21 protein-coding genes and 1 other annotated feature are annotated in these 23,351 nt (G+C 67.5%); of the genes, 15 read left to right on the top strand and 6 right to left on the bottom strand.

Annotated features, from left to right (window positions below; genetic code table 11):
• Together ACQ5J0_RS11720 and ACQ5J0_RS11715 are read right to left on the bottom strand one after the other, a co-directional pair.
• A complete protein-coding gene (locus ACQ5J0_RS11720; protein ID WP_462567685.1) occupies window positions 1–1,023 on the bottom strand; it encodes a YaiO family outer membrane beta-barrel protein in 1,023 nt (340 codons plus the stop codon).
• Window positions 1,020–1,391, bottom strand: a complete 372-nt coding sequence (locus ACQ5J0_RS11715; RefSeq protein WP_462567684.1) for a response regulator — start codon at window positions 1,389–1,391, stop codon at window positions 1,020–1,022. The genes ACQ5J0_RS11720 and ACQ5J0_RS11715 overlap by 4 nt, the downstream gene beginning before the upstream one ends.
• Before the next feature lie 292 nt (window positions 1,392–1,683).
• On the opposite strand from ACQ5J0_RS11715, the gene ACQ5J0_RS11710 reads away from it, so the two are divergent.
• A complete protein-coding gene (locus ACQ5J0_RS11710; protein ID WP_462567682.1) occupies window positions 1,684–2,646 on the top strand; it encodes a hypothetical protein in 963 nt (320 codons plus the stop codon).
• Between the two features lie 28 nt (window positions 2,647–2,674).
• Here the strand turns inward: ACQ5J0_RS11710 and ACQ5J0_RS11705 are convergent, their stop codons facing one another.
• Complete coding sequence (locus ACQ5J0_RS11705; RefSeq protein ID WP_462567680.1) at window positions 2,675–4,324, bottom strand: ShlB/FhaC/HecB family hemolysin secretion/activation protein; 1,650 nt, start codon at window positions 4,322–4,324, stop codon at window positions 2,675–2,677.
• Between the two features lie 138 nt (window positions 4,325–4,462).
• Between ACQ5J0_RS11705 and ACQ5J0_RS11700 the strand changes: the two genes are divergently transcribed.
• The 11 genes from ACQ5J0_RS11700 (at window position 4,463) to ACQ5J0_RS11650 (ending at window position 16,910) form a co-directional block, all read left to right on the top strand.
• On the top strand, window positions 4,463–5,851 hold the full coding sequence (locus tag ACQ5J0_RS11700) for a FecR family protein (RefSeq protein WP_462567678.1): 1,389 nt from the start codon (window positions 4,463–4,465) through the stop codon (window positions 5,849–5,851).
• 29 nt (window positions 5,852–5,880) lie between these two features.
• Window positions 5,881–8,199 carry a putative bifunctional diguanylate cyclase/phosphodiesterase gene (locus tag ACQ5J0_RS11695; protein ID WP_462567676.1) on the top strand — a complete coding sequence of 773 codons (2,319 nt, stop codon included), beginning with the start codon at window positions 5,881–5,883 and terminating at the stop codon, window positions 8,197–8,199.
• A 55-nt stretch (window positions 8,200–8,254) separates the two neighbouring features.
• Entirely contained in the window at window positions 8,255–8,671 is a 417-nt protein-coding gene (locus ACQ5J0_RS11690) for a YidH family protein (protein ID WP_462567674.1), read from the top strand.
• Window positions 8,672–8,883: 212 nt separating this feature from the next.
• Window positions 8,884–11,052: a spermidine synthase gene (locus tag ACQ5J0_RS11685; RefSeq protein ID WP_462567672.1), complete on the top strand. Its 2,169-nt coding sequence runs from the start codon at window positions 8,884–8,886 to the stop codon at window positions 11,050–11,052.
• 65 nt (window positions 11,053–11,117) lie between these two features.
• Window positions 11,118–11,170 (top strand) — a sequence feature (sul1 is cis-regulatory element that is thought to sense ions involved in sulfur or methionine metabolism; They are found in Alphaproteobacteria).
• A gap of 93 nt (window positions 11,171–11,263) precedes the next feature.
• Window positions 11,264–12,748 carry a SulP family inorganic anion transporter gene (locus tag ACQ5J0_RS11680; RefSeq protein ID WP_462567670.1) on the top strand — a complete coding sequence of 495 codons (1,485 nt, stop codon included), beginning with the start codon at window positions 11,264–11,266 and terminating at the stop codon, window positions 12,746–12,748.
• A gap of 14 nt (window positions 12,749–12,762) precedes the next feature.
• Complete coding sequence (locus tag ACQ5J0_RS11675) at window positions 12,763–13,614, top strand: universal stress protein (protein ID WP_462567668.1); 852 nt, start codon at window positions 12,763–12,765, stop codon at window positions 13,612–13,614.
• Between the two features lie 100 nt (window positions 13,615–13,714).
• Window positions 13,715–14,068: an ArsR/SmtB family transcription factor gene (locus tag ACQ5J0_RS11670; RefSeq protein WP_462567667.1), complete on the top strand. Its 354-nt coding sequence runs from the start codon at window positions 13,715–13,717 to the stop codon at window positions 14,066–14,068.
• A gap of 8 nt (window positions 14,069–14,076) precedes the next feature.
• The gene (locus tag ACQ5J0_RS11665; protein ID WP_462567665.1) at window positions 14,077–14,598 is read left to right on the top strand and encodes an arsenate reductase ArsC; all 522 of its coding nucleotides are present in this window, start codon (window positions 14,077–14,079) and stop codon (window positions 14,596–14,598) included.
• Window positions 14,595–15,662 carry an ACR3 family arsenite efflux transporter gene (gene arsB / locus ACQ5J0_RS11660; protein WP_462567664.1) on the top strand — a complete coding sequence of 356 codons (1,068 nt, stop codon included), beginning with the start codon at window positions 14,595–14,597 and terminating at the stop codon, window positions 15,660–15,662. Before ACQ5J0_RS11665 ends, arsB begins: the two co-directional genes overlap by 4 nt.
• A 14-nt stretch (window positions 15,663–15,676) precedes the next feature.
• Complete coding sequence (gene arsH, locus ACQ5J0_RS11655) at window positions 15,677–16,420, top strand: arsenical resistance protein ArsH (RefSeq protein WP_462570102.1); 744 nt, start codon at window positions 15,677–15,679, stop codon at window positions 16,418–16,420.
• A 76-nt stretch (window positions 16,421–16,496) separates the two neighbouring features.
• Window positions 16,497–16,910: a holin family protein gene (locus ACQ5J0_RS11650; protein WP_462567663.1), complete on the top strand. Its 414-nt coding sequence runs from the start codon at window positions 16,497–16,499 to the stop codon at window positions 16,908–16,910.
• Window positions 16,911–16,928: 18 nt separating this feature from the next.
• Here the strand turns inward: ACQ5J0_RS11650 and ACQ5J0_RS11645 are convergent, their stop codons facing one another.
• The 3 genes from ACQ5J0_RS11645 to proB form a co-directional block, all read right to left on the bottom strand.
• Window positions 16,929–17,294 carry a cupin domain-containing protein gene (locus ACQ5J0_RS11645; protein WP_462567661.1) on the bottom strand — a complete coding sequence of 122 codons (366 nt, stop codon included), beginning with the start codon at window positions 17,292–17,294 and terminating at the stop codon, window positions 16,929–16,931.
• Between the two features lie 434 nt (window positions 17,295–17,728).
• On the bottom strand, window positions 17,729–18,514 hold the full coding sequence (locus tag ACQ5J0_RS11640) for an outer membrane protein assembly factor BamD (RefSeq protein ID WP_462567659.1): 786 nt from the start codon (window positions 18,512–18,514) through the stop codon (window positions 17,729–17,731).
• A gap of 99 nt (window positions 18,515–18,613) precedes the next feature.
• Complete coding sequence (gene proB, locus ACQ5J0_RS11635; RefSeq protein WP_462567658.1) at window positions 18,614–19,756, bottom strand: glutamate 5-kinase; 1,143 nt, start codon at window positions 19,754–19,756, stop codon at window positions 18,614–18,616.
• A 222-nt stretch (window positions 19,757–19,978) separates the two neighbouring features.
• Here proB and ACQ5J0_RS11630 point away from each other — a divergent pair, with 222 nt between their 5' ends.
• The 3 genes from ACQ5J0_RS11630 to ACQ5J0_RS11620 all read left to right on the top strand — a co-directional run bounded on the left by ACQ5J0_RS11630 (window position 19,979) and on the right by ACQ5J0_RS11620 (window position 23,200).
• Window positions 19,979–20,746 carry a pyrroline-5-carboxylate reductase family protein gene (locus tag ACQ5J0_RS11630; RefSeq protein ID WP_462567657.1) on the top strand — a complete coding sequence of 256 codons (768 nt, stop codon included), beginning with the start codon at window positions 19,979–19,981 and terminating at the stop codon, window positions 20,744–20,746.
• Window positions 20,747–20,792: 46 nt separating this feature from the next.
• A complete protein-coding gene (locus ACQ5J0_RS11625; protein WP_462567656.1) occupies window positions 20,793–22,058 on the top strand; it encodes a glutamate-5-semialdehyde dehydrogenase in 1,266 nt (421 codons plus the stop codon).
• 278 nt (window positions 22,059–22,336) lie between these two features.
• Window positions 22,337–23,200, top strand: coding sequence for a hypothetical protein (locus ACQ5J0_RS11620; protein WP_462567654.1), 864 nt, complete (start codon window positions 22,337–22,339; stop codon window positions 23,198–23,200).
• Window positions 23,201–23,351: the final 151 nt, after the last annotated feature.

Genomic DNA, 23,351 nt, shown 5'->3' with positions numbered 1-23,351 from the left:
TCAGAAGCCGAATTTGAGGCCCAGGCGCCCCTCGTTCCGGTCGAGCCCGTCATCGCGCCACTCGCGGGCGGCCGAAGCGGTCAGCGAAACATTGCGTGCTAGGGGAAACTCGGTTCCGGCGAACAGCGAGGTGGTTTCGGTGACCACACCCAGATCGGTGTCGGGTCCGGTCGCCGCGCCGAGGAAGAACCGCGCGCGCTCGCCGGCGAAATAATCCCCGCGCAGCGAGCCGCCAAAGCGGAAGGACCCGCCGTCGACCCGAACCGCATTGCCCCGCGCGGTCAGCGAAAACCGCCCATCGGCGAAATACTGGGTCACCGTCGGAGAGAGCAGCAGGACGTCCTGGAGGGGAAAACGCTGGAAGCTCGCGTCCAGGCCGACGAGCGTCGGGTTTGCGGTGTCCCTCAGTCGATGCTCCACCCCGGCGCCGATGCTCCATTCGGGGCGGAAATCGGCCGATGGCGTCGCAGAACCGCTCATGCGGAGCCAGTTGTTCGCGGACACCTGCACCGTGGCCCCGCCGGCGAGTTCGATATCCTCGACCCCGAAGCGCCGATGATAGGCCGCGCGCAGGTTGGAGGTGGCGTTCGCGCTCAGCGGCAGCAGCGCACCTGCCGCGACTTCGCTCCAGCCTTCCCGGTCCTGCGACAGGTCGCTGATCGCGCCTTCGACATAGACATGGCGCTGCCGCAGCGAAGGAGCGCCGCGCCGCTGCGCGATCAGCGCGAGCCCTTGCGCCGCATCGGCATAATCGGGCGCTACCGATAGAACGGAGCGAAACTCGGCCTCGGCGGCATCGAAATCCTCCAGGGCGAGCAAGGCGTATCCAAGCTGCAGCCGCGCATCGACATCCTGCGGGTTTGCCGCCACCCAGGGCTCGAGCAGTTCGACGGCTCTGCCGGGCTCGCCTGCCTGGCGAGCCGCGACGGCTTCTTCATAGGGGCGCGGCTGGGCGGCGGCGGGCGCAGGCGATACGGCCAGCCAGCCAGCCAGAACCGCACCGGCGATCAGCGCCGCTCTCATGATTCGTCCTTCAGCAGCCGTTCGAGCCGCGCCAGCAGTTCTTCGGGCATGAAGGGCTTCACCAGATAGTCGTTGGCGCCGAGCTCGAGCGCGCTGACGACGTCCTGTTCGCCCCTTCGGGCGGTAAGCATGATGACCGGGGTGCGCGCATGCGCTTCGGAGGCGCGCATCCGGCGCAGCACTTCGAACCCGTCGTGGACCGGCATCATGGCATCGAGCACTACTGCGTCGGGCGCCGAATCCTCCAGCCGGGCGAGCGCCTCGCGCCCGTCGTGCGCAATTATGGGATTGTAATCCCGAGCAGAAAGCCTGAATTCGAGCAGCTCCGTCAGGAGCGGCTCGTCGTCTACCACCAACACTGTTTTCATCGGTCCGTCCTGCGAGCGAAACATTCACATTTGGTTAGGAATACAGCGCGATCTTCCGCGGGCCCTGCACCGGTGCGCCGGCCCGGTGCGCTGGACGAAAGCGAATCGGCGGAGATCCATGGGATCGATGCCCGGTCGCCTGCAAAAATCGCCAGTCCTATAAATTCGTGTAGCATACATAGCCTCCAAGGTTCTGCATGCTCCGCGCGTTCCCATGTTTTTCGCCAGGGATCTTGAGCATTTTCATCACCTCGCCCGCGGTCGTTCACGCCGGCAAACCCGGAGTTTCGACATGCCCGGCGCGGTAACGTACCCCTTCCCGCGCTGGCCACCCGAGCGGGAGCACGACAAGGCGGCGGCCCCCGCCCCGCACACCCTGGATGCAGGGGCATGGGTCTGGCAGCCGGAGGCCTGGCGAGATGGCGGCGACATTCTTGTTCGCAGCGCTGCCGCGCGGGGGGTGAAGCACCTCTACGTCACGCTCGTCATCGCCGCTGGCGAAGTCGAGCACCGACCCGAACTCGCCAGCTTTATCCGCGCTGCGGCGCGCGCGAACATCGCGGTCGAAGCGGTCGAGGGCGATCCGCATATGATCCTTCGCGAAGGCCTGGCCAATGCGCTTGCCCGAGCGCAGGCTATCGCGCGTTACCAAGAGAAAGCGCCCGCAGCGGCGCGGCTTGCGGCAATTCAGTACGATATCGAGCCCTACGCCTTGCCCGATTGGGGAACGAAATCGGTCGACCACGCGGCGTGGAGCGACGCCGTCACCGCCTTGGCGCAGGCGGTGGGCGGTCCGGTCCATCTCGTCCTGCCATTCTGGATCGCGGACGAACCGGCCGGGTTGAGGTTTCTGCGCGATGTCGAGGCATCGGTGAAGGCAGTGACGGTCATGAGCTATCGGACCGACAGTGCGCTTGCCGCATCCTTGGCCGAGCCTCTGCTCCGCTGGGGCGGAATGGCGGGCAAGCCGGTGCGGATCGCATTGGAGGCCGGGCCTGTCGCTTGCGAGGCCGAGGAGGTCCTTGTCCCCACCGCCAGCGGACGATCGGCGCCGATCGAGAAGGATACGATGCATACGGGCCGCGGCGTGATCCGAACGCAATCGGACCGGATCAGCTTTCTTGGCGACGAACAGCGGATGTTTGCAGCAGCACGCGAAGTCGCGCGGGTGGCATCCGCCTGGCGCGCCTTCGCGGGTGTCGGCTTTCACGGCCTCGTCTTGTGGGAACGCCCGGAAGGGTCGGGCGGACGCTAGCTAACGGGCCGCAGCGGACCGACCGTGTTCAGAAGGACTGGCTCACCGACACGTTGAAACGCGGCGATTTGTCGTCGGTATCGTAGCGCGCCCCGGTCAGCGGGACCGCCAGTTCCAGATCGAGGTCGAGATCGCGGGTGATGTCGGTGCGGATGCCGCCGCCGCCCGATGCGAGCGAGCCGCTGCCGCGGCCGTCGTCGAGATTGCCGACCACACCGCCATCGGCATAGGCGTAGAGCTGCATTCCGCGAACCAGCCCGAAAGCCTCGTCCCAGTCGTAGCGCAGTTCGGCCGAGCCCATGATCCCGTTGTCCCCCGAGCGCTCGCTGAAATTGTAGCCGCGCAGGAAGCGGTTGCCGCCCAGCCCGATGTCCTCGGTGATGAGCAGCGGGGTGGAGGATATCTGGCCCTGCCCGGCGAGGGCCAGGCTGAAGGGACCCGAGAGATCGCGCTGCCACCTCACCCATCCCGAGAGAACCGTGAAACCGGGCGAAGCGTCGGGGCGCGAGGCGAGCGGGTCGCCGCGCTGGGTGGCATCGAGAACATCGAGCCCCTGCGACAGGGTCAGCCTGGCGCTGAGCGCTCCGCCGGCTGCGATGGCGCGCGTGTAGAGGCTGGTCCGGACCACAGGAATCCGGTCGTGGCGAGCAAGAGCGTCGAACCGCTCCTGGCGCAGATCGCGATATTCGAATTCCGCGTCGAGCCAGAGCGAGAAGCCGCGCGAGCGGCGCAGCGGGTGCCGCAATTGCCCGCCGATCTGCACCGATTGGCCGAAAATGCGGCGTTCTTCGAGATAGGCTCCGGGATTGGTCGCCGAATAAGATCCGGTGGCAACGAACTCCGTGCCCTGCGGGGTGAGCACGATGCCATAGCGGCCGCGGACGAACTGCAGTTCGCTCGGACTGTCGGGCACCGTCGAATAGGTGAAATCGACCTCGTCGAAGGGCGAGAGCAGGCCGTTGGCATCGATGTCGATCCGGGCGCGCAGCGGACCGATCGGCTGCGAACCGTCATTGGCGAGTTCGGCCCGCCCCGAGAAACGCGCGCGCGCGGCCTCGACGATCAACACGCCGCGCCCGCCCTCGCGCGCATAGCGCGGGCGGCGCAGCGAGACGCCCGCGATATCGTCGGCCAGCAGCACCTGTCGCTCCAGCCGTGCCAGGGTAACCGGTCGTCCGTCGAGCAGGGGCTGGAGCTGCGCGCGGATCGCGGGATCGTCCGCACCCTGTATCCGGATGTCGTCGATCACCCCTTCCTCGACCCGGACCCGCAGCACGCCGCCGGTCAGCGATTGCGGGGCGATAAATGCAGAGGCGAAGATGTAACCGTTCTCGCGCGCCCGCGCGGCGACCCGGTCGCTCAAGGCGGACAGCTCCCCCGGCGTCAGCGTCCGGGCGGCGTAATCCCGTACAATGTCGGCGAAGTCGCCCGGTGTCAGCGCGATCAGATTGTCGAGCACGATGGCACCGACATCATAAGCGGTATCGTCGAAGACCGTGTTGTCGATCGCGATCGGAGGGAATTCGAGTTCGACCGGGGTCCCTTCGAATCCCGGGATATCCTGCTCCTCCCGCTCCTCCTGGGTGGGATCGGTGCGATCGAGTGCATCCTGCGCCGCAAGCGGTCCGCCTGCGAGCAGGCCGAAGCCGGCCATCGCGATCTTAAGCAAGGAATGCATGCGAACCTGTTCCATCATTACCCGCCCTCCCTGCATTTCAAAGGGTTAAGAGAGGCTCAACTTCACAAAAGATTTACCTTGCGTCTCAACAAGTTGTTCCGACCACCGCGGCTAGTGATACGGTGAAGGAGACCGTCTGTGCGCAAGAAGATCAAGTCCATTTCGTCGCTCGCGCTGCTGCTGTGCAGCACCAGCGCCATGGCGCAGAGCGGACCCTGGACGGTCAGCGAGGCGCGCGGTCAGGTCCAGATAAGCGAGAAAGCCAAGGTCCGTACGGCGCAGCGCGGGGCGAGCGTTCCGCCCGGTGCGACGGTACGGACGGGCGCCGATGGCAATGCGGTCCTGGTTCGCGGGCGCGAGTTCGTCACCCTGCGGCGCAATTCGCAGATCCGCATCCCCGCCGCCGATGCCGAGCGCAGCGTGATCCAGGTGCTGCAGGACTGGGGCAGCGCGCTGTTCGATATCGGCAAGCAGCCCGAGCCTCATTTCGGCGTGGAGACGCCTTATCTCGCGGCTGTCGTCAAGGGGACGAGCTTCACGATCACCGTCGCGCCCGAGGGAGCCTCGATGCAGGTGCTCGAAGGCGCGGTCGAGGTCGCCACTCTAGACGGCGGCGCGCGCGATCTGGTTATGCCGGGTGCGGTCGCGATGATCGCGGCGGACGACCGGTTGCGGCTGGTCGTCGAGAACGGCGAACGCAAGGTGCTCGATTCGCCCGCCCGCCCTGCTGCGGGACCGGCCGCGGGCGCCAGCCTGCAGCCCACATCGGGCGCGACGGCGGTCGGCGGGAGCTATGGGCTGGTCCAGGCCGGACCGGCCAGGGCGATAGACGCGGTCTTCTCCAGCGGGGCAGCCGATCTCTCCGACCTTTCCGAAGGCTTCCTGAGCGGCGAGACGGCGGAGTTCGCCGCGGAACTGGTGGCAGATCTGGCGCGGGAAGTTCCTGCGCCCGCTCTTCCTCCGCCGCCCGAGACCGTGGTCGTGCCTGATGAGCCGGAACCTGAGCCGGAGCCGGAACCCGAGCCCGAACCCGAACCCGAACCCGAACCCGAGCCCGAGCCCGATCCGGCAGACGAAGACGGGTCCGGCGATGACGAGGATGGCGATCCGGACAAGGGCCACGGGAACGACGAGGACGGCGACGACGAGGACAATCCCGGGGCAGGCCCCCCTCCTGGAGAGCCTGAGCCGGAGCCGGAGCCCGAGCCTGAGCCTGAGCCTGAGCCTGAGCCCGAGCCCGAGCCTGAGCCTGAGCCTGAGCCTGAACCCGAGCCCGAACCCGAGCCGGAGCCTGAGCCCGAGCCCGAGCCCGAGCCTGAACCCGAGCCCGAACCCGATCCGGGTGAAGATGACGGCGATGATGGCGATGATGATGACGACGAAGACGATGACGGTAACAACGGCAATGGCAACGACGACGACGGCGACGACGATAGCAACCCGGGAAATGGGGATGAAGGCGACGAAGATGAGGGAGAGGATGAGGAAGACGGTGACGACGATGAGGACGATGACGATGACGACTGAGTCGGCTTGCCGGGTCTGAGGATGCTGCGGTGACCGCCTCGCGTTGTCCTTCGGACGCCGATGCCGGCCGGGGACGATCACGCCTGCGAGTGGCGGCGCTCGCGCTGCTGCTGGCGGCGGTCGTCGGCCTGCTGACGGCCGCGGGCGTCGTGCAGCCGTTCGAGAACGCGCTGCAGAACGCAGGCTTCTCGATGCGCGAGCGCGCGGCGAGCGGGCAGCTGCACATCGTCGAAATGGACGCGGCGAGCGTTGCGGCGATCCGGAGCTGGCCCTGGCCGCGCGAGCATCACGCCCGCGTGGTCGATCAATTGCAGCGCGCGGGTGCGCGGACCGTGGCCTTCGACGTGGATTTCTCCAGCACGTCGAATGCTCGGCAGGATGCCATTCTCGCGAAGTCGCTGGCGCGCTCGGCCGCCACCGTCGTGCTGCCGATCTTCGGTCAGCAGGAGAGTTTCGGCAGCGCTCGCCAGCTCGACTCGCTGCCCATCCCGATCCTCCGGGAGCACGTCGTGCTGGGTTCGGTCTCGGTGGCTCCCGATCCCGACGGGCTGGTTCGCCAGATGCCGCTGGGCACGCTCAACGCAGGCGCCCCGCGACCGTCGCTCGCAGCGCAGATCGCGCACCGCTCGGGCGCTGCGGACAGTTTCTATCCCATCGACTTCGCGATCGATCCGGCCACCATCCCACGCCACAGCTTCGTCGCCATCGAACGCGGGCAGTTCGACAGCGCCGAGCTGCGCGGGAAAGACGTCATCATCGGGGCCACGGCGATCGAGATGTTCGATCGCTATGCGGTCCCCGCGCATGGGGTGCTGCCGGGCGTGGTCGTTCAGGCGCTGGCGGCCGAGACGCTGGCGCGCGGCGTCCCGGTCCGGATTGCATGGTACTGGCTGCTGGCTCTGGCCGCCCTGCTGGCGGTCTGGATCCTGACCGCTTCGTCGCGCGCTTCGGTCGCCGCCCGCGCGATCGTGACGAGCGGTGCCATGCTGACGCTGTGGCATGTCGGCAGCTGGCTGTTCCCCGTGCGGATCGAGCTGGCCGCGGCGTTGCTTGTCCTGGCAGGCGCTTCCGTGCTGCGCGCGGCGGTGCTGCTGCAGCGCGAATTCGAGCAAAGCCGGCTGGTCGATGCCGAGAGCGGGATGCCCAACCGCCGCGCGCTCGACAAGCGCATCGGCGGCGGATCCGGCGCTCACACTGTGGCGGCGATGATCGACGAGTTCGATGCGCTCAAATCGGTGGTGGGCCAGGCCGAGATCGGCAATCTGCTCTCGCGGATCGAGGATCGCCTGCTGGCGAGCGGTTGCCAGGGGCCGATCTATCGCATCGACGACCGCGTCCTGGCCTGGGTTTCTTCGCAGGAACTCTACGAGCTGGAGGACCACCTCACGGGCCTCGGCGCGGTCATGCGCAACCCGGTCGAGGTGGGCGGCCGCAGGGTCGATGTCACGCTCGGCTTCGGGATTGCCGGGGACACCGCGACGTCGGGCGCAGTCCATGCGGCGAGCCTGGCTCTGCGCCATGACGATCTGTGGACCTATCACGAGGATGCCGGGAAAGCCGCGCTCGAACAGCAGGTCTCGCTGATGGGCGAGCTCGACATCGCGATCGAGCGCGGCGATCTCGAGGTGCTCTACCAGCCCAAGCTCGAGCTCGCGATCGACCGCATCACCAGCGCCGAGGCGCTGATCCGCTGGAACCACCCGGCGCGCGGCTATCTGCGGCCCGACAGCTTCATTCCGCTCGCGGAAGAGAGCAACCGCATCGGTGCGCTGACGCTGTTCGTGTTGCGCCGCGCGATCGACGACATGGGCGAATGGTGCGCGGGCGGGGTGAGCATCCGGACCGCGGTCAATATTTCTGCCCGGCTGATCTCCTCGCCCGAATTCGTGGCCGAGGTCGAGCGGATGATCGGCACCACCGGCGTCGCGGCCGACCGGCTGATCTTCGAAATCACCGAATCCGCCACCTTGCGCGATCCCGAGGGCGCGCGCGCGGCGCTGCTGCGCTTCCGCGATCTCGGGGTGGCGATCTCGATGGACGACTACGGCACCGGCCAGTCGACGCTGTCCTATCTCAAGAACTTGCCGCTGTCCGAGCTCAAGATCGACCGCAGCTTCGTCCAGCATGCGCATCAGGACCACAACGACGCGCTGCTGGTCCGCTCGACCGTGGAACTGGCGCACCAGCTCGGTCTGCAGGTCGTGGCCGAGGGGATCGAGGAGGCGGAATGCCTGGCGTTTCTCCGCGCCATCGGATGCGATTATGCGCAAGGCTATTTCATCGGCAAACCCATGACAGGCGACGAACTCGTCGAGATGATCGCCCGGGCCTCGAGGCAGGCAGCATGAAGCAGAGCCCATGCTGCGGCCTTGTCAGGCGCCCCCATGCGATTACCCTGCGGGCATGGCGCAGGATGACGAGCCCGACAGCAAAAGCGAGTCCGAGAAGAGCACCGACCGGGCCGAGCTGCGCACGGATCTGGCCGAAGACCGCACCATCCAGGCGACAGAGCGTACCTTTGCGGGCTGGCTGCGCACCGCTTTCGCCGCGATAGGCGTCGGCGTCGCCTTCCACGTGGTGTTCGGCGAGTTCCAGCCGCCGTGGCTGGCGCAGGCGATCGCCTCGCTGTTCATAGTGCTGGGCATCTCCGTGGCGTTCACCGCCGAGCGACGCGCTTCCGGCACGTTCAAACGCCTTTCGAGCCACGAGGTCGACCGGCCGAACATTCCCAATCTGCGCTGGCTGAGCTGGTCGATCATTGCCGGGGCAATCGCGCTCATCGCCGGGATCTGGATGCTCGACGGTGGGACGAGCGGCTAGCGGCGGACCGGGCCGGGAGATGCGAGAGAGGATCGGTCGCGGAAGCGGGAGCCAGGGCCGACCGGCTTCCGCTCGGGCCGTCCTGCCCGCACCGCAGCTTTACCGGTTGTCCCCGTCCGAGGCTTGCGATAACCGGCGCCCGTGACAGCAGCCTCCCGCATCCTCGATCGTCGACCGGCTGGGATGCGATGAACCTCCCTCTCGAAGCGGCTATGCCGCAACCGCCCCGCCGCGCGCTGTTCGCATTGACGATATTCGCCGGCAGCTTCCTGCTGTTCCTGATACAGCCGCTGGTGGCGCGGCTCGCGCTGCCGCAGCTGGGCGGCGCGCCCAATGTCTGGAACAGCGCGATGCTGGTGTTCCAGCTGCTGCTGCTGGGCGGATATGGCTACGCCCATTGGCTTAGTCGCTGGCCGCTGCGGCGGCAGGGACTGGTCCATCTCGCGCTGCTGCTGATCGCGGCGCTGGTGCTGCCCATATCGCTCGCCGATATCGCACCGCCTGCGGCGGGCTGGGAAGTGCTCTGGGTCCCGGCGCTGCTGGGTTTGACGGTGGGTCCGGTGTTCCTGCTGGTGGCAGCACAGGCCTCGCTGATCCAGCGCTGGTTCGCCGCGGCGCCGGGCGCGGGCAACCCCTACCCGCTTTATGCAGCGTCCAATCTCGGCAGTTTCACCGGCCTGATGGCCTACCCCCTGTGGCTCGAGCCGCGCCTGTCGCTGATCGCGCAGAGCGAACTGTGGTCGGTCGGCTACGGCGTGCTGATCCTGCTCACCGCGCTCGCCGTGGCGCAGCGCTGGAAGTCCGCGGATCTGGTGGCGGAACCGGTTGCGCAGGCGCTCTCGGAGCGCCCGCCCGTTCGCACCGTGCTGCTGTGGCTGGCGCTGGCGGCGGTGCCATCGGGGCTGATGCTGTCGACCACCACGCTGCTGACCACCGACCTGATGGCGATGCCGCTGCTGTGGGTGATCCCGCTGGGGCTCTATCTGCTCAGCTTCTCCGTCGCCTTTTCCGAAATCGGTCACTGGACCCGCATTCTCACGCGGATCGCGCCGGTGCTGCTGCTCGCCGCCGGCTCCTTCGCGATGGTGTCGGGCGGGCAGGCCAATCCGGCGATCGCGCTGGCGATGGTCGGGCTGCTGTTCGTGCTGGCGGTGGCGCTCCACGGACGGCTCTACGCGCTGCGGCCCGATCCGTCGCAGCTGACCTTCTTCTATCTCGTCGTCGCCGCTGGCGGAGCATTGGGCGGTGCCTTTACCGCGCTGCTCGCCCCGCTGCTGTTCGACTGGATCTACGAGCACGCCATCCTGCTGCTGGCGGGAGCCGCGCTCCTGCCGCAGACGCTGGCGATCGAACGGATGCGCCGCTTCCTGCAAGAGCACTCCGCCGGCAAGGCCATCACCGCCGCTCTGGTCGCGTTCGCGGCGCTGCTCGCCTGGCTGCTGTACCGCGCCACCGAAGCGGGCGATGGCGAGACGATCCTGGCGCTGGTTCTTGGCCTGACGCTGATCGGTGTGGCGCTGGTCGCGGTGCGCTGGGCCTTCGTCGTCGTAGCCGCGCTGCTGATGCTGGGCTTCGGCGGATTCTCGACGCTGGCGCTATCGGCGCAGGGTGAACGGGCGCGGACCTATTTCGGGGTCTACAGCGTGGTCGAGACCGAGGGTGGGCGGTTCCGCCAGCTCAACCACGGAACCACCAATCACGGGCGGCAATGGCTCGACCCCGAGCGGCGTAGCGATCCGACCAGCTATTACGGCCGTTCCGCCGGGATCGGCATCGCGCTCGATGCCGCTGCGGCGGATGCCGAGATCGGGGTGGTCGGCTTGGGAGCGGGAACGCTGGCCTGTTATCGCCGCCCGGCGCAGCGCTGGACCTTCTTCGAGATCGACCCGCAGATCGCGGCCTATTCGCGCGACGGCAGCTTCACCTTCCTGTCGGACTGCACCCCCGATGCGCGGATCGTGATCGGCGACGCGCGGCTCGAGCTCGCCGAGGAGCGGCCGGGGCGCTTCGATCTGCTGGCGGTGGATGCCTTCTCGTCGGATTCGATCCCGCTGCATCTGATGACCGAGGAGGCCTTCGCCACCTATGGCCGCGCGCTGACCCGCGACGGATTGCTGCTGGTGCATATCTCCAACCGCTTCATCGATCTGGCGCCGATGGTCTCGGCGCTGGCCGAAGCGCAGGGATGGCAGGGGAGACTGCGCTTCGATGACGAGGACCTCGCCGAGGGGCTGACGCCATCGGTGTGGATCGCTCTGGCGCGCGACGAGGAGGCACTCGCACGGCTCGAGGGTGAATATGCCTGGGAGCCGCTGCCGCGCCCCGCCCGCCGCGCCTGGACCGACAACAACGCATCCATCCTGCCGCTCATCCGCTGGTAGGTCCGCTGGTAGCTGAACCTTCGCACTTGCAGCATCGCGCCTGATCGCATAAAGGCGCGGCATCCATCGGACCCGGCCTGCCGGGTGGCTCGGCCCGGCGCCTATCCCCGGGACAATGTTGAGACCGGCAGTTCAAACCGCACATCGTGATCGCCGCTTTTCGCGTCGTTCCTTGCGTCCCGCCGGTCGTATGGGTCAGGCAAACATTCCCATGTTCGATATCGCTACGCTCAAACGCGAGTGGCTTTCCAATCCCCGACGCGACATCCTCGCCGGCATCGTCGTCGCGCTCGCGCTGATCCCCGAGGCGATCGGTTTCTCGATCATCGCCGGTGTCGATCCGCGCGTGGGCCTCTACGCCTCCTTCTCGATCGCGGTGATCATTTCGCTGGTCGGCGGCAGGCCGGGAATGATCTCGGCGGCGACCGCCGCGATTGCGGTGCTCGTCCTCCCGCTGATCCAGGATCACGGCGTCGAATATCTCTTCGCCGCGACCGTGCTGATGGGCGTGATCCAGGTCATCGCCGGCTTCCTGCGGCTGCATCTGCTGATGCAATATGTCTCGCGCTCGGTGATCACCGGCTTCGTCAACGCATTGGCGATCCTGATCTTCATGGCGCAATTGCCCGAACTGACGGGCGTGCCGATGCTGACCTATGTGCTGGTCGCTGCGGGTCTCGCCATCATCTACCTGTTCCCGCTGCTGACCAGAGCCGTCCCCTCGCCGCTGGTCGCGATCGTGGTGCTGACGGCGGCGGCCTATTACATGGGCTTCGACGTCCGCACGGTGGGCGACATGGGCGAACTGCCCTCCTCGCTCCCCGCCTGGCTGATCCCCGACGTGCCCTTCACGCTCGAGACGCTGCAGATCATCCTGCCCTATTCGCTCACCATGGCCGCGGTCGGCCTGCTGGAATCGATGCTGACCGCGCAGATCGTCGACGATTTGACCGACACCGGCTCGGACAAGCAGCGCGAGATGAAAGGTCAGGGGATCGCCAATTTCTTCACCGGATTTCTGGGCGGCATGGGCGGCTGCGCGATGATCGGCCAGTCGGTGATCAACGTCAAATCGGGCGGCGAAACGCGGCTTTCGACCATGGTGTCGGGCGTGTTCCTGCTGTTCCTGCTGCTGGTCTTGGGCTCGCTGGTTGCGATCATCCCCATGGCCGCGCTGGTCGCGGTGATGATCATGGTCTCGATCGGCACCTTCTCCTGGCGCTCGATCAAGGACATCCGCATCCACCCCTGGCAGTCCTCGGTCGTCATGATCGTGACCGTCGTGATCGTGGTCTGGACCCACGATCTGGCGCAGGGCGTGCTGGCGGGCGTGATCCTTTCGGGTCTGTTCTTCGCCAGCAAGGTCAAGCGGATGTTCACCGTCGAAACCGATCTGTCCGGCGATGGCCGGACGCGGACCTACCGCATCGGCGGACAGGTGTTCTTCGCCTCCTCCGACAGCTTCGTTTCCGCCTTCGACTACAAGGAAGTGCTCGACCGGGTGGTCATCGACGTCAGCGAGGCGCATTTCTGGGACATCTCGGCGGTCGGAACGCTCGACAAGGCGATCCTCAAGTTCCGCCGCGAAGGCACCGAGGTCGAAGTGCTCGGCCTCAACGATGCCAGCGCGGCGATGATCGAGCGTTATGCCATTCACGACAAGCCCGGCGCCGATGCGCAAGCGGGCGCGCACTGATGGGAGAGAGAACCATGGAACACGTGCTCGCGGCGATCGACGCCTCCACCTATGCCACCAGCGTCTGCCGCTATGCCGCCTGGGCCGCGACCCGGCTAACGCTCCCGGTGGAGCTGCTCCACGTGGTGCAGCATCAGGACCCGGTCACCGCGCGCCACGACCTGTCGGGCGCGATCGGCCTCGGGGTCAAAAGCGATCTGATGGAAGAGCTGGTCCGCCTGTCTCAGGACAGCAGCCGGATCGAAATCGAGAAGGGCCGCGTGCTGCTGGCTGCGGGCGAGCAGATGCTGCGCGAGGCTGGCGTCGAGCAAGTCACCGCGCTACATCGGCATGGACCGGTGGTCGAGACCATTCTGGAGCGCGAGGACACCGCCCGCGTGCTGGTGCTGGGCAAGCGCGGCGTGGCGCATGAAGCGGGCGGCGAGCATCTCGGCTCGATGATCGAACGCGTGGTCCGCGCCAGCGCCAAGCCGGTGCTGGTCGCCTCGCGCGAATATTCCGAGCCGCGGCACGTGGTCTTCGCCTATGACGCCAGCCCCGCCGCCGATCGCGCGCTCGAGCGGCTGGCCAATTCGCCGCTGTTTGCCGGGCTGCCGGTCACGATCGTCATGGCCGAGGCGAGTGGCGACGCGGAACGGGCAAAACTGGCCAGGGCCGAGGCGGCGTTTGCGCCCGAGCATTCGGTCACCGCGGTCCTGGAGCGCGGCAAGGCCGAGCAGGTGATCCCCGGCGTGGTTGCTGCCACCGAGGGCGCGCTGCTGCTGATGGGTGCCTATGGCCATTCGCCGATCCGCCGGATGATCCTGGGCAGCACGACCACCGAGATGGTCCGCACGGTCAAGGCACCGGTGCTGATGGTACGCTGAGCAGACCATGATGCGGGCTCAATAATTCGACAGTTTTCGAACTATCGATTGACGCACCCAAGCGTCGCGCTATCTCGCGTCCCGAACAACGGGAGCGACCATGGCCGAAACCGACCAGATCTGGGCCGTCGATGCGCTCGCCGCGCTGGCGCATGAGACGCGGCTGACGGTGTTCCGCATGCTCGTGCAGGCCGGTCCTGCGGGCATGATGGCGGGCGAAATCGCGCAGGCCTGCGGGGTGCCCTCCTCGACCATGTCGCACCACCTCGCCAATCTCGAGCGCGCCGGGCTCGCGCTCTCGCAGCGCGAGAGCCGGGTGATCCGCTACCGCGCACAATACGACGGGATGCGCCGGCTGATGGGCTTCCTGATGGAGGATTGCTGCCAGGGCGACCCGCGGCTGTGCGCCGATCTGCCCGAGCTTGCCGCCTGCCCTTCCCCCACGACGCGATGAGACCCGCCATGACCGACAAGACCTACAATGTGCTGTTCCTTTGCACCGGCAATTCCGCGCGCTCGATCCTGGGCGAATCGCTGATGAACAAATTGGGCGAAGGCCGTTTCCGCGCCTACAGCGCCGGGAGCGATCCCAAGGGCGCTGTCCATCCGATGGCGCTCGACGTGCTCGGCCACCTCGGTTTTCCCACCGAGGGCCTGCGCTCCAAGAATTGGGACGAATTCGCGCAGGCTGGCGCGCCCGAGTTCCACTTCATCTTTACCGTGTGCGACAATGCCGCGGGCGAAAGCTGCCCCGTCTGGCCCGGCCACCCGATCACCGCGCATTGGGGCCTCGAGGACCCCGCCGCGGTCGAGGGCGAGGAGCAGCACCAGGCCTTTATCGACGCGCTGCGCTATCTGCGTCGGCGGATCGACCTGTTCCTGATGCTCCCCCACGGCAGCGTCGACGAGCTGGCGATGCGCGGCAAGCTGGCCGCGATCGGCCGCGAGGAAGGCGCCAGCGCCCGGGCCAGGGACGAGCGATGAACACGCTCGCGCAGGCCGAACCCGCCGCCTCCCCGCTCGGCACATTCGAGCGCTATCTCTCGCTCTGGGTGCTGGGCGCGATCCTTGCCGGGATCGCGCTGGGGCTGCTCGCGCCCGGCATGGTCGGGGTGATGGCGGGGTTCGAATACGCCTCGGTCAATCTGGTGGTCGCACTGCTGATCTGGGCGATGATCTTCCCGATGATGGTCGGGGTCGATTTCGGCAGCATCAAGAACATCGGCCGCAAGCCCAAGGGGCTGGTGATTACGCTGGTCGTCAACTGGCTGATCAAGCCCTTTACCATGGCCGCGCTGGCGGTGCTGTTCTTCGATTATCTCTACGCCGGGCTGATGTCGGACAGCGACGCCGACCAGTATATCGCCGGGCTGATCCTGCTGGGCGCCGCGCCCTGCACCGCGATGGTCTTCGTCTGGTCGCAGCTGACCAGGGGCGATCCCGCCTACACGCTGGTGCAGGTCTCGGTGAACGATCTGATCATGATCGTCGCCTTCGCGCCAATCGTCGCGCTGCTGCTCGGCGTTACCGATATCGCGGTGCCGTGGGAAACGCTGCTGCTCTCGGTCGGGCTCTATGTCGTGGTGCCGCTGGTGGCGGGCGCTGTGGTGCGGCGACGGGTGGTCGCCAGCCACCATGGCGACGAGACCGCGGTCGACACCTTCACCGCGCGGCTCAAGCCGTGGTCGATCGTCGGCCTGCTGGCGACGGTGGTGCTGCTGTTCGCCTTCCAGGCCGAAACCATCGTCGGCAATCCGCTGCTGATCGTGCTGATCGCGGTCCCGATCGTGATCCAGTCCTACGGCATCTTCGCGCTGGCCTATGCCGCCGCCTGGGCGTGGAAGGTGCCGCACAACATCGCCGCGCCCTGCGCGATGATCGGCACCTCCAATTTCTTCGAGCTGGCGGTGGCGGTGGCGATCGGACTGTTCGGCCTGTCGAGCGGCGCGGCGCTGGCGACCGTGGTGGGCGTGCTGGTCGAGGTGCCGGTGATGCTCTCGCTGGTTGCCTACGCCAACCGCACCCGCGACCGCTTCCCCGCGGCGTGACCGAAGAGATGCCGATGAACCGCCTGCGCACCCTCGCCGATCCCGACCACCTGCCCGCGCTGCGCGAGGAGTATCTGCGCGCGCAGCCCGCCGCTGGGCTTGGCGCGCTCGATCCGCCGCCGCGGATTCTGCTGCTCTACGGGTCTTTGCGCGAGCGATCCTATTCGCGGCTCGCGGTGGAGGAGGCGGCGCGGCTGTTGCAACGCTTCGGCTGCGAGACGCGGGTTTTCGACCCTTCCGATCTGCCACTGCCCGACCAGGTCACGGGCGACGACCACCCGGCAGTCCATGAACTGCGCGAACACTCCCTGTGGTCCGAGGGCCAGGTGTGGTGCAGCCCCGAACGCCACGGCCAGATGACCGGGATCATGAAGGCGCAGATCGATCACCTGCCGCTGGCCTACAAGGGTCTGCGCCCGACGCAGGGCCGCACGCTGGCGGTGATGCAGGTCAGCGCCGGATCGCAAAGCTTCAACACCATCAACGCGATGCGCATGCTGGGCCGCTGGATGCGGATGGTGACCATTCCCAACCAATTCTCGGTGGCGAAGGCCTATGAGGAATTCGACGAGGCGGGGCGGATGAAATCCTCGGCCTATTATGACCGCATCGTCGATGTGATGGAGGAGCTGGTGCGCTTCACCGTACTGCTGCGCCCGCATGCGGCGCAACTGGTCGATCGCTATTCCGAGCGCAAGGACCGCAACGAGCCGGTCGAGACTCCTGCGGATCGTGCGGGGCTGGCGAGCAGAAACTAGCCCAATACGGCACTTTTCACTTTCCTACACGAACCGGATTGGTTCATCCTTTCGGCGAATCGGAAGGAGAACCCGCATGGCCCTCGTCGAAACCCTGATCGGCCCCATCGCCTCGCTGCTCGACAAGCTCATCCCCGACAAGGAGGCGCGCGCCCGCGCCAAGCTCGAACTGCTCCAGCTCGAGGGCTCGCAGGAATTGCGCGCCATCGAGGCGCGGCTCGGCGCGATCGTCGCCGAGGCGGGCTCGCAGGATCCCTGGACCAGCCGCGCGCGGCCCTCGTTCCTCTACGTGATCTACGTGTTGCTGCTGTGGTCGCTGCCGATGGGGGTGCTCGCCGCCTTCTCCCCCGCCAGTGCGCGGGACATCGCCGCGGGCATGAACGCCTACCTCGCGGGCCTGCCCGAACCGCTCTACGCGCTCTTCGGCACCGGCTACCTCGGCTACACCGCCGCCCGTCAATGGGGGAAGGTCAAGGGCGTGGACCGGTAGGGGTCGGCGGTACGGCGACTAGCCGAGCTGCTCCTCCAGGCTGCGTGTGCGCGGTGTCATTTCCTCGCCGGTGTGCTTTGTTGCGGCGGGCTCGATCAGCAGCACCCAGCATTCCTCTTGCGCGACGGGATTGTGGCGGACGCCGCTGGGCACGGTCAGGAAATCGCCCTGCTCGAGATCGACGGTCTCGTTCTCGAACTCTATCCGAAGCGATCCTTTGACTATGTAGAACAGCTCATCCTGCCCCTCGTGCGCGTGCCACACGAGTTCGCCCTTCAGCTTCGCGGCCTTGAGAAGCTGATCGTTGACCTGGCCGATCACCTTGGGCGACCAGTAGTCTGTTACCCGATCGAACGCGGCGGCAAGCGTCGTTGGCGATAGCATCCAAACCTCCAGGATAACGCAGGGCCGCATCCGGATCGCGCCCTCGCTCAAGATCATACACGCCGATTGTACGGCAGCAATCGGGTCGCTTGCCGACTGGCAGCTTTTCTTCTCCTCCCCCTTGAGGGGGAGGCGGGGTGGGGGTGTTCGGCGCTTGTAGCTGCGCGCGCCGTACCCCCACCCCCGGCCCCTCCCGATGGGGAGGGGGAGAAATGCGGGAAGACCTGCACCCCCTCTCGTCATTGCGAGGAGCGCAGCGACGCGGCAATCCAGGGGGTAAGGGTGCGGGTTGTCGCTGCCATGGTGCCGGGACGCGAGGCAGGGCCATGGATTGCTGCGCCGCCTGCGGCGGCTCGCAATGACGACGACGGGGACTGGTCCGGGAGGCGAGAAGCGGGCGAAAGGCGAGCCGAGGCCCGCCCCGCCCCGCAAAATCAGCTCGCGGTCACGCCCGCGGCATGGTCCTGCACCAGTTCGTAGGCGCGCTCGTACCATTCGTTGCCGGGGTAGTTGGAGCCCAGCACCGCGGCGTATTTGACCGCTTCCTCGGGAATGCCGAGCGCCAGGCTGCTCTCGGTCAGCCGGTAGAGCGCCTCGGGCGCATGGCTGGTGGTCTGGAAATTCTCGACCACGTTCTGGAACCGCATCTGCGCCGCGATCCAGCGGCCGCTGCGCTGGTAATAGCGCCCGATCTCCATCTCCTTGCCCGCGAGGTGATCCTCGACCAGGTCGAGCTTCAGCCGCGCATCGGCGGCGTAGTCGCTCTGCGGGAAGCGGCGGTTGATCTCGGTCAGCGCGGTGCGCGCCTGTTCGGTGATCTTCTGGTCGCGCTGGACGTCGCTGATCTGCTCGTAATAGCTCAGCGCGATCAGGTAATAGGCGTAGGGCGCGTCCTTGTTGCCCGGGTGGATCGTCAGGAAACGCTGCGCCGATTGGATCGCCTTATTGTAATCGGCGGCGGCGTAATAGCTGAAGGCGCTCATCAGCTGCGCACGGCGCGCCCAGGGCGAATAGGGATGCTGGCGCTCGACCTCGTCGAACAAGGCCGCCGCCAGCGTGGGCTGACCGCGATCGAGCCGCTGCTTGGCCACGGTGTAAAGCGATTCGACATCGCGCGCCACATAGGCGGTATCCGCTTCGGCGCCCCCGGTGGAGGCGCAGGCGGCGGTGAGCAGCGTGGCGCCGGCGAGCGCGGCGGCGAGGATCGGCTTTGTTGTCATGCGGCAAGCCTATAGCCAGCGCCGCGCTGAACGCCAAGTGAAGGTGTGGAGGCGGCGGCGCTTAATGCCCGGCCCGCTGTGATCCGCCTGCGGTTTGCCTCAGTTCACGCCTTCGGGCGCATCCCACAGCAGGTGGCGGTTCTCGAGCATCACCAGATTGGAGTTGCGGATGATCTCGCCCTTGGTGCGATAGCCGAGCAATTGCTCGGCCTCGGTATCGGGATTGTTGATCAGCACACGCAATTCCTCCGAGGAGAAATCGCTCAGGCCCCGCGCGCGTTCGATTCCGGTGCCGTCGTAGATGTGGAGCACGTCGCCGCGGGCAAAATCGCCATCCATCGAAACCACGTCCTCGCGGCAGATCGCCCGGTCGCCGCTGGCCAGCGCCTTGGCGACGCCCTTGCTGACCGACAGGCTGCCCGCCATCTGCAAGCGGTTGGCGATCCAGCTGTCCCAGCCCGAGAGCGGGTTGGGATGCGGCAGGACCTTGGTCGCGCGGCGCTCGCCGCTCAGCACGGTGCTCAGCGGACGATCCACTTCGCCCTGTGCGATCCAGGTGGTGCAGCCCGCTTCCTGCGCCATGTTGGCGGCCTGCAGCTTGGTCTCCATTCCGCCGGTGCCCAGCGAGCTCTTGCCCTTGGTGGCGTCCATATATTGCGAGACGTCCTCGACCTGGGGGATGAAGACCGCCTCGGGATCGTCGGGGTTGCGGTCGTAGAGCCCGTCCACCCCCGTGAGGATGATCAGGTCCTTGGCGCCGATCATCTGCGCCACCTTGGCCGCCAGCCGGTCGTTGTCGCCGACCCGGATCTGCTCGGTGGTGATGGTGTCGTTCTCGTTGACGATCGGCACCACCCCCGCCTTGAGCAGCCGGTGGACGGTGTTGCGGGTGTTGAGGAAGCGGCGGTGATCCTCGAAGTCCCCCAGCGTCAGCAGCACCTGCGCGATCTCGAAGCCGTATTCATGGCCCACGGTGCGATAAGCGTTGAGCAGCAACGGCATGCCGCAGGCGGCCGCGGCCTGCTTGTCGGATACTCCGGCGCTCTCGGGCGTTTCCCCCACGATACGCAGCCCCAGCGCCACCGAGCCGGAGGAGCAGATGATGACGTTGTAGCCATCGGCGCGCAACCGATTGACGTCCTCGAGCAGGCGCTGGAGGAAGCCGAAGCGCGGGGTGAGCAGGTCCTGGTTGGCCAGCAGGGCCGAACCGATCTTTACGACTACGCTGCGTTTGGTCGTCACAATAGAAATTCCGCCGGGTTGAAAGCAATGAGATTTCCACATAGATAGCGATGGTGCAGCGCACAACCCGCAAGATTGGATTCTCTTCGATCATCGCGCCCGATCAAACGTTTATCTGCGGCCGCGCCTATTCGTTACCAATCGAACCGCGCATTCGGTAAAATAGATTGCAGCGTTTCAAATTATCGCAAGGAGCGACTTATTACTTTCTCCAAGATACTCATGATCGGTTGCGGCAAGATGGGAGGAGCCTTGCTCGACCACTGGATGACCGGCGGCGAGGACTTCACCGTGGTCGATCCCGGTCTGGAAAGCGCCCCCGCTGGCGCCCGACTGCTGGCCGACCGCGCCGCGCTGGGCGACGAGCGCTTCGATGTGGTGGTCGTCGCGATCAAGCCGCAGATGATCGACGATCTGATGCCGCCCTACCGCGATCACCTCTCGCCGGGGGGCTATGTCCTCTCAATCGCCGCGGGCACCTCCGCCGCGCGGATCGCGCGGGCGATGGGCGGCGCGCCGGTGGTGCGGGTCATGCCCAATCTTCCCGCCGCAGTCGGCCGCGGGGTCAGCGGGCTCTACGCCGATTCCGCCGCCGAGACCGCGTCGCTGGCCCATGCCGAGGCGATGATGCGCCGCGCGGGCGCCACCGTCACCGTCGACAGCGAGGACAAGCTCGACCGCGTGACCGCGGTTGCGGGCTCGGGTCCGGGTTATGTCTTCGAGCTCGCGCGCGCCTATGTCGCCGCGGCGGTCGAGATGGGCTTCTCCGAGGACGAGGCGCGCGCGATGGTGCTGGGCACGATGGGCGGCGCTATCGCCATGGCCGAGGCGCATGGCGCGCCCGATCTGGAAACCCTGCGCAATTCGGTCACCAGCAAGGGCGGCACCACCGCCGCCGGACTCGACGCGCTCAATGGCGACGGGCTGATCACCGCGCGGCTGCGCGACACGCTCGCCGCGGCCTACGACCGGGCGGTGGAGCTGCGCTGACCAGCCCGCTCCCGCCCTCTTCCCTCCTCCTGCAAGGAATTCGACGATGAACGACCAGACACTCGACCCGCAACTCCACATCCACGAACTCGGCAGCCGCGCCCGCGCCGCCGCGCGCCAGCTGCTCACCGCCAGCACCGAGGCCAAGAACACCGCGCTGATCGAGGCCGCCAAGGCGCTGCGCGCGGCGATGCCCGCTTTGCTCGAGGCCAACGCCAAGGACGTCGCCAGCGTCGAAGGCAAGAAGGACGCCAGCTTCATCGACCGGCTCGAGCTGACCGAGGACCGGATCGAAGGCATGGCCGCCGCGCTCGAGCAGATTGCCGAGCTGCCCGACCCGGTCGGCCGCCAGCTCGCGCAGTTCGACCGGCCCAACGGCCTCAAGATCGAGCGCGTCGCGGTGCCGATCGGGGTGATCGGGATGATCTACGAATCGCGCCCCAATGTCGGCGCCGACGCCAGCGCGCTGTGCCTCAAATCGGGCAATGCGGTGATCCTGCGCGGCGGCAGCGAGAGCCGGCATTCGACCCGCGAGATCGTCGCCTGCATGCAGGCCGGGCTCGAGGCCGCGGGGCTCCCCGCCGATGCGGTCCAGACCGTCCAGACCACCGACCGCGCCGCGGTCGCCGCGCTGCTCCAGGCCGACGAATTCGTCGATCTGGTGATCCCGCGCGGCGGGCGCGGGCTGGTCGAGCTGGTCCGCGACCAGGCCAGCGTTCCCACGCTGCTCCACCTCGACGGCAATTGCCACAGCTATGTCCACGCCGCCGCCGACGTCGACAAGGCGGTCGCGATCATCCGCAACGCCAAGCTGCGCCGCACCGGGGTCTGCGGCGCGACCGAGAGCGTGGTGGTCGACCGCGCGGTGGCCGGCCAGGTCATCCCGCTGCTCGCCGACGCCATGGTGAGCGAATGCGAATTGCGCGGCGACGACGAGGCGGTCGCAATCGACTCGCGCCTCAACCGCGCGAGCGAGGAGGACTGGGACACCGAATATCTCGGCCCCATCGCATCCGTGAAGATCGTCGACGGCCTCGCCGAGGGCATCGCCTGGGTCGACCGGCACAGCTCGCACCACACCGACGCGATCCTCACCGAGGACGGCGAGGCCGCGCGCCGCTTCATGACCGCGATCGACAGCGCGGTGGTGATGCACAACGCCTCGACCCAGTTCTCCGACGGCGGCGAATTCGGCATGGGCGCCGAGATCGGCATCGCCACGGGCAAGATGCACGCCCGCGGCCCCGTCGGGCTCGAGCAGCTGACGAGCTTCAAGTACCTGGTGCATGGGGACGGACAAACGAGGGCGTAGTTTGTTTGCGCAAGCGCATCCGCGCTCGCGATATCCTCGGCCCTGACGGTCCTGCGGGCGGCCGGTCGGCCTTGCGACGCCTGCGGCGTCGTCCCAGCGCTGACCGGCTGGCCTGGTGGCGGAGCACGGACCCGCAAGGGTCCGCAAGGGCGACCGCCCGCCCGCAGCGACCGCAGGGAGCGAGGACACCGCGCGCCCGGATGGGCGTGCGAAAAACAAAAACTCCGCCCGCCCAGATACATTTTCCTACACGCCCCAAATCTGCTTCATCCTCGCGGATGACCTCCCCCGACTCGCCCGAACCCGCCCCCCTCGCCCCGCACTCCCCGCGCGGCACGCTCCCGGCCTTCGCCCCCGTCCCGCGCCAGAAGCAGCGCTCCAACGGCTGGACCCCCGCGGTGCAATGCGCCTTCATCGAGGCGCTGGCCGACACCGGCTCCGTCTCGAGCGCCTGCCGCGCGGTCGGGCGCGCCGATCACGGCGCCTATCTGCTGCGCCGCCACCCGGAGGCGGGCGAGTTCCGCGCCGCGTGGCAGGCCGCGCTCGATCTCGGCATCCAGCGGATCGAGGACGTCGCGATGGAGCGCGCGCTCCACGGGGTCGAGGTCCCGGTCTATTCCTACGGCAAGCTCGTCGGCAGCCGCACGGTCCACAACGACCGCCTGCTGATGTTCCTCCTGCGCAACCGCGCGCCCCAGCGCTTCAGCGAGGGCCGCGCCAGGGGGCTGAGCGCGCTCGACCGGGCGGAACTCGCGCGGCTCAAGAAGCAGTGGCACAAGGAATGGCGCGAGACCTGGGAGGCCGAGCGCGCGCTGCGCGACACCGAGGAGGAGCAGGAGAGCTACGAGCGGATCGACGCCTGGATCGACACTATGCACACCAACCGGATGCGGCGGATGAGCCCGCGCGCCCGCGCCGCGCTCGACGAGCACAACCGCATCATGGAGGAGGACCGCGCGGCGGGCTACGACCCGTGGCACGACCCCGAGCACCCCGACTACCACGGCGCCGCCGCGCGCGCGGCCGCCGGCGAGTCCGAAGCGATCCGCCTCCCCCCGCCCGGCTGGGGCGAAAAGGCAGAGGAGCCCGAGCCGGACCCCGGCCCGCGCCGGCATGGGCTCAAGGATGAGGGGTGGGAGTAGGCGCGCGACCTAGATGGCGAGCGCGAGTCCGGGCCGCGCAGCGGACCGCAAGGGCGACCGCCCGCCGCGGCTTATGCCGCGAAGCCAAGGGGCGCGGATGCGCCCCGCCCGGCGCCTGAGGGCGCAAACAAAAACTCCCCGCCTCATGCTC

The organism is Qipengyuania sp. SM2512 (genome assembly GCF_054954005.1).
Note: the sequence above shows the minus strand (reverse complement) of the source record. Positions and strands in the feature narration are given on the sequence as shown.

Bases quoted from the DNA above. Each gene is read 5' to 3' on its own strand.
- ACQ5J0_RS11720 (WP_462567685.1), bottom strand. From the start codon at position 1,023: ATGAGAGCGGCGCTGATCGCCGGTGCGGTTCTGGCTGGCTGGCTGGCC.
- ACQ5J0_RS11715 (WP_462567684.1), bottom strand. From the start codon at position 1,391: ATGAAAACAGTGTTGGTGGTAGACGACGAGCCGCTCCTGACGGAGCTG.
- ACQ5J0_RS11710 (WP_462567682.1), top strand. From the start codon at position 1,684: ATGCCCGGCGCGGTAACGTACCCCTTCCCGCGCTGGCCACCCGAGCGG.
- ACQ5J0_RS11705 (WP_462567680.1), bottom strand. From the start codon at position 4,324: ATGCATTCCTTGCTTAAGATCGCGATGGCCGGCTTCGGCCTGCTCGCA.
- ACQ5J0_RS11690 (WP_462567674.1), top strand. From the start codon at position 8,255: ATGGCGCAGGATGACGAGCCCGACAGCAAAAGCGAGTCCGAGAAGAGC.
- ACQ5J0_RS11685 (WP_462567672.1), top strand. From the start codon at position 8,884: ATGCCGCAACCGCCCCGCCGCGCGCTGTTCGCATTGACGATATTCGCC.
- ACQ5J0_RS11680 (WP_462567670.1), top strand. From the start codon at position 11,264: ATGTTCGATATCGCTACGCTCAAACGCGAGTGGCTTTCCAATCCCCGA.
- ACQ5J0_RS11675 (WP_462567668.1), top strand. From the start codon at position 12,763: ATGGAACACGTGCTCGCGGCGATCGACGCCTCCACCTATGCCACCAGC.
- ACQ5J0_RS11670 (WP_462567667.1), top strand. From the start codon at position 13,715: ATGGCCGAAACCGACCAGATCTGGGCCGTCGATGCGCTCGCCGCGCTG.
- ACQ5J0_RS11665 (WP_462567665.1), top strand. From the start codon at position 14,077: ATGACCGACAAGACCTACAATGTGCTGTTCCTTTGCACCGGCAATTCC.
- arsB (WP_462567664.1), top strand. From the start codon at position 14,595: ATGAACACGCTCGCGCAGGCCGAACCCGCCGCCTCCCCGCTCGGCACA.
- arsH (WP_462570102.1), top strand. From the start codon at position 15,677: ATGAACCGCCTGCGCACCCTCGCCGATCCCGACCACCTGCCCGCGCTG.
- ACQ5J0_RS11650 (WP_462567663.1), top strand. From the start codon at position 16,497: ATGGCCCTCGTCGAAACCCTGATCGGCCCCATCGCCTCGCTGCTCGAC.
- ACQ5J0_RS11645 (WP_462567661.1), bottom strand. From the start codon at position 17,294: ATGCTATCGCCAACGACGCTTGCCGCCGCGTTCGATCGGGTAACAGAC.
- ACQ5J0_RS11640 (WP_462567659.1), bottom strand. From the start codon at position 18,514: ATGACAACAAAGCCGATCCTCGCCGCCGCGCTCGCCGGCGCCACGCTG.
- ACQ5J0_RS11630 (WP_462567657.1), top strand. From the start codon at position 19,979: ATGATCGGTTGCGGCAAGATGGGAGGAGCCTTGCTCGACCACTGGATG.
- ACQ5J0_RS11625 (WP_462567656.1), top strand. From the start codon at position 20,793: ATGAACGACCAGACACTCGACCCGCAACTCCACATCCACGAACTCGGC.
- ACQ5J0_RS11620 (WP_462567654.1), top strand. From the start codon at position 22,337: ATGACCTCCCCCGACTCGCCCGAACCCGCCCCCCTCGCCCCGCACTCC.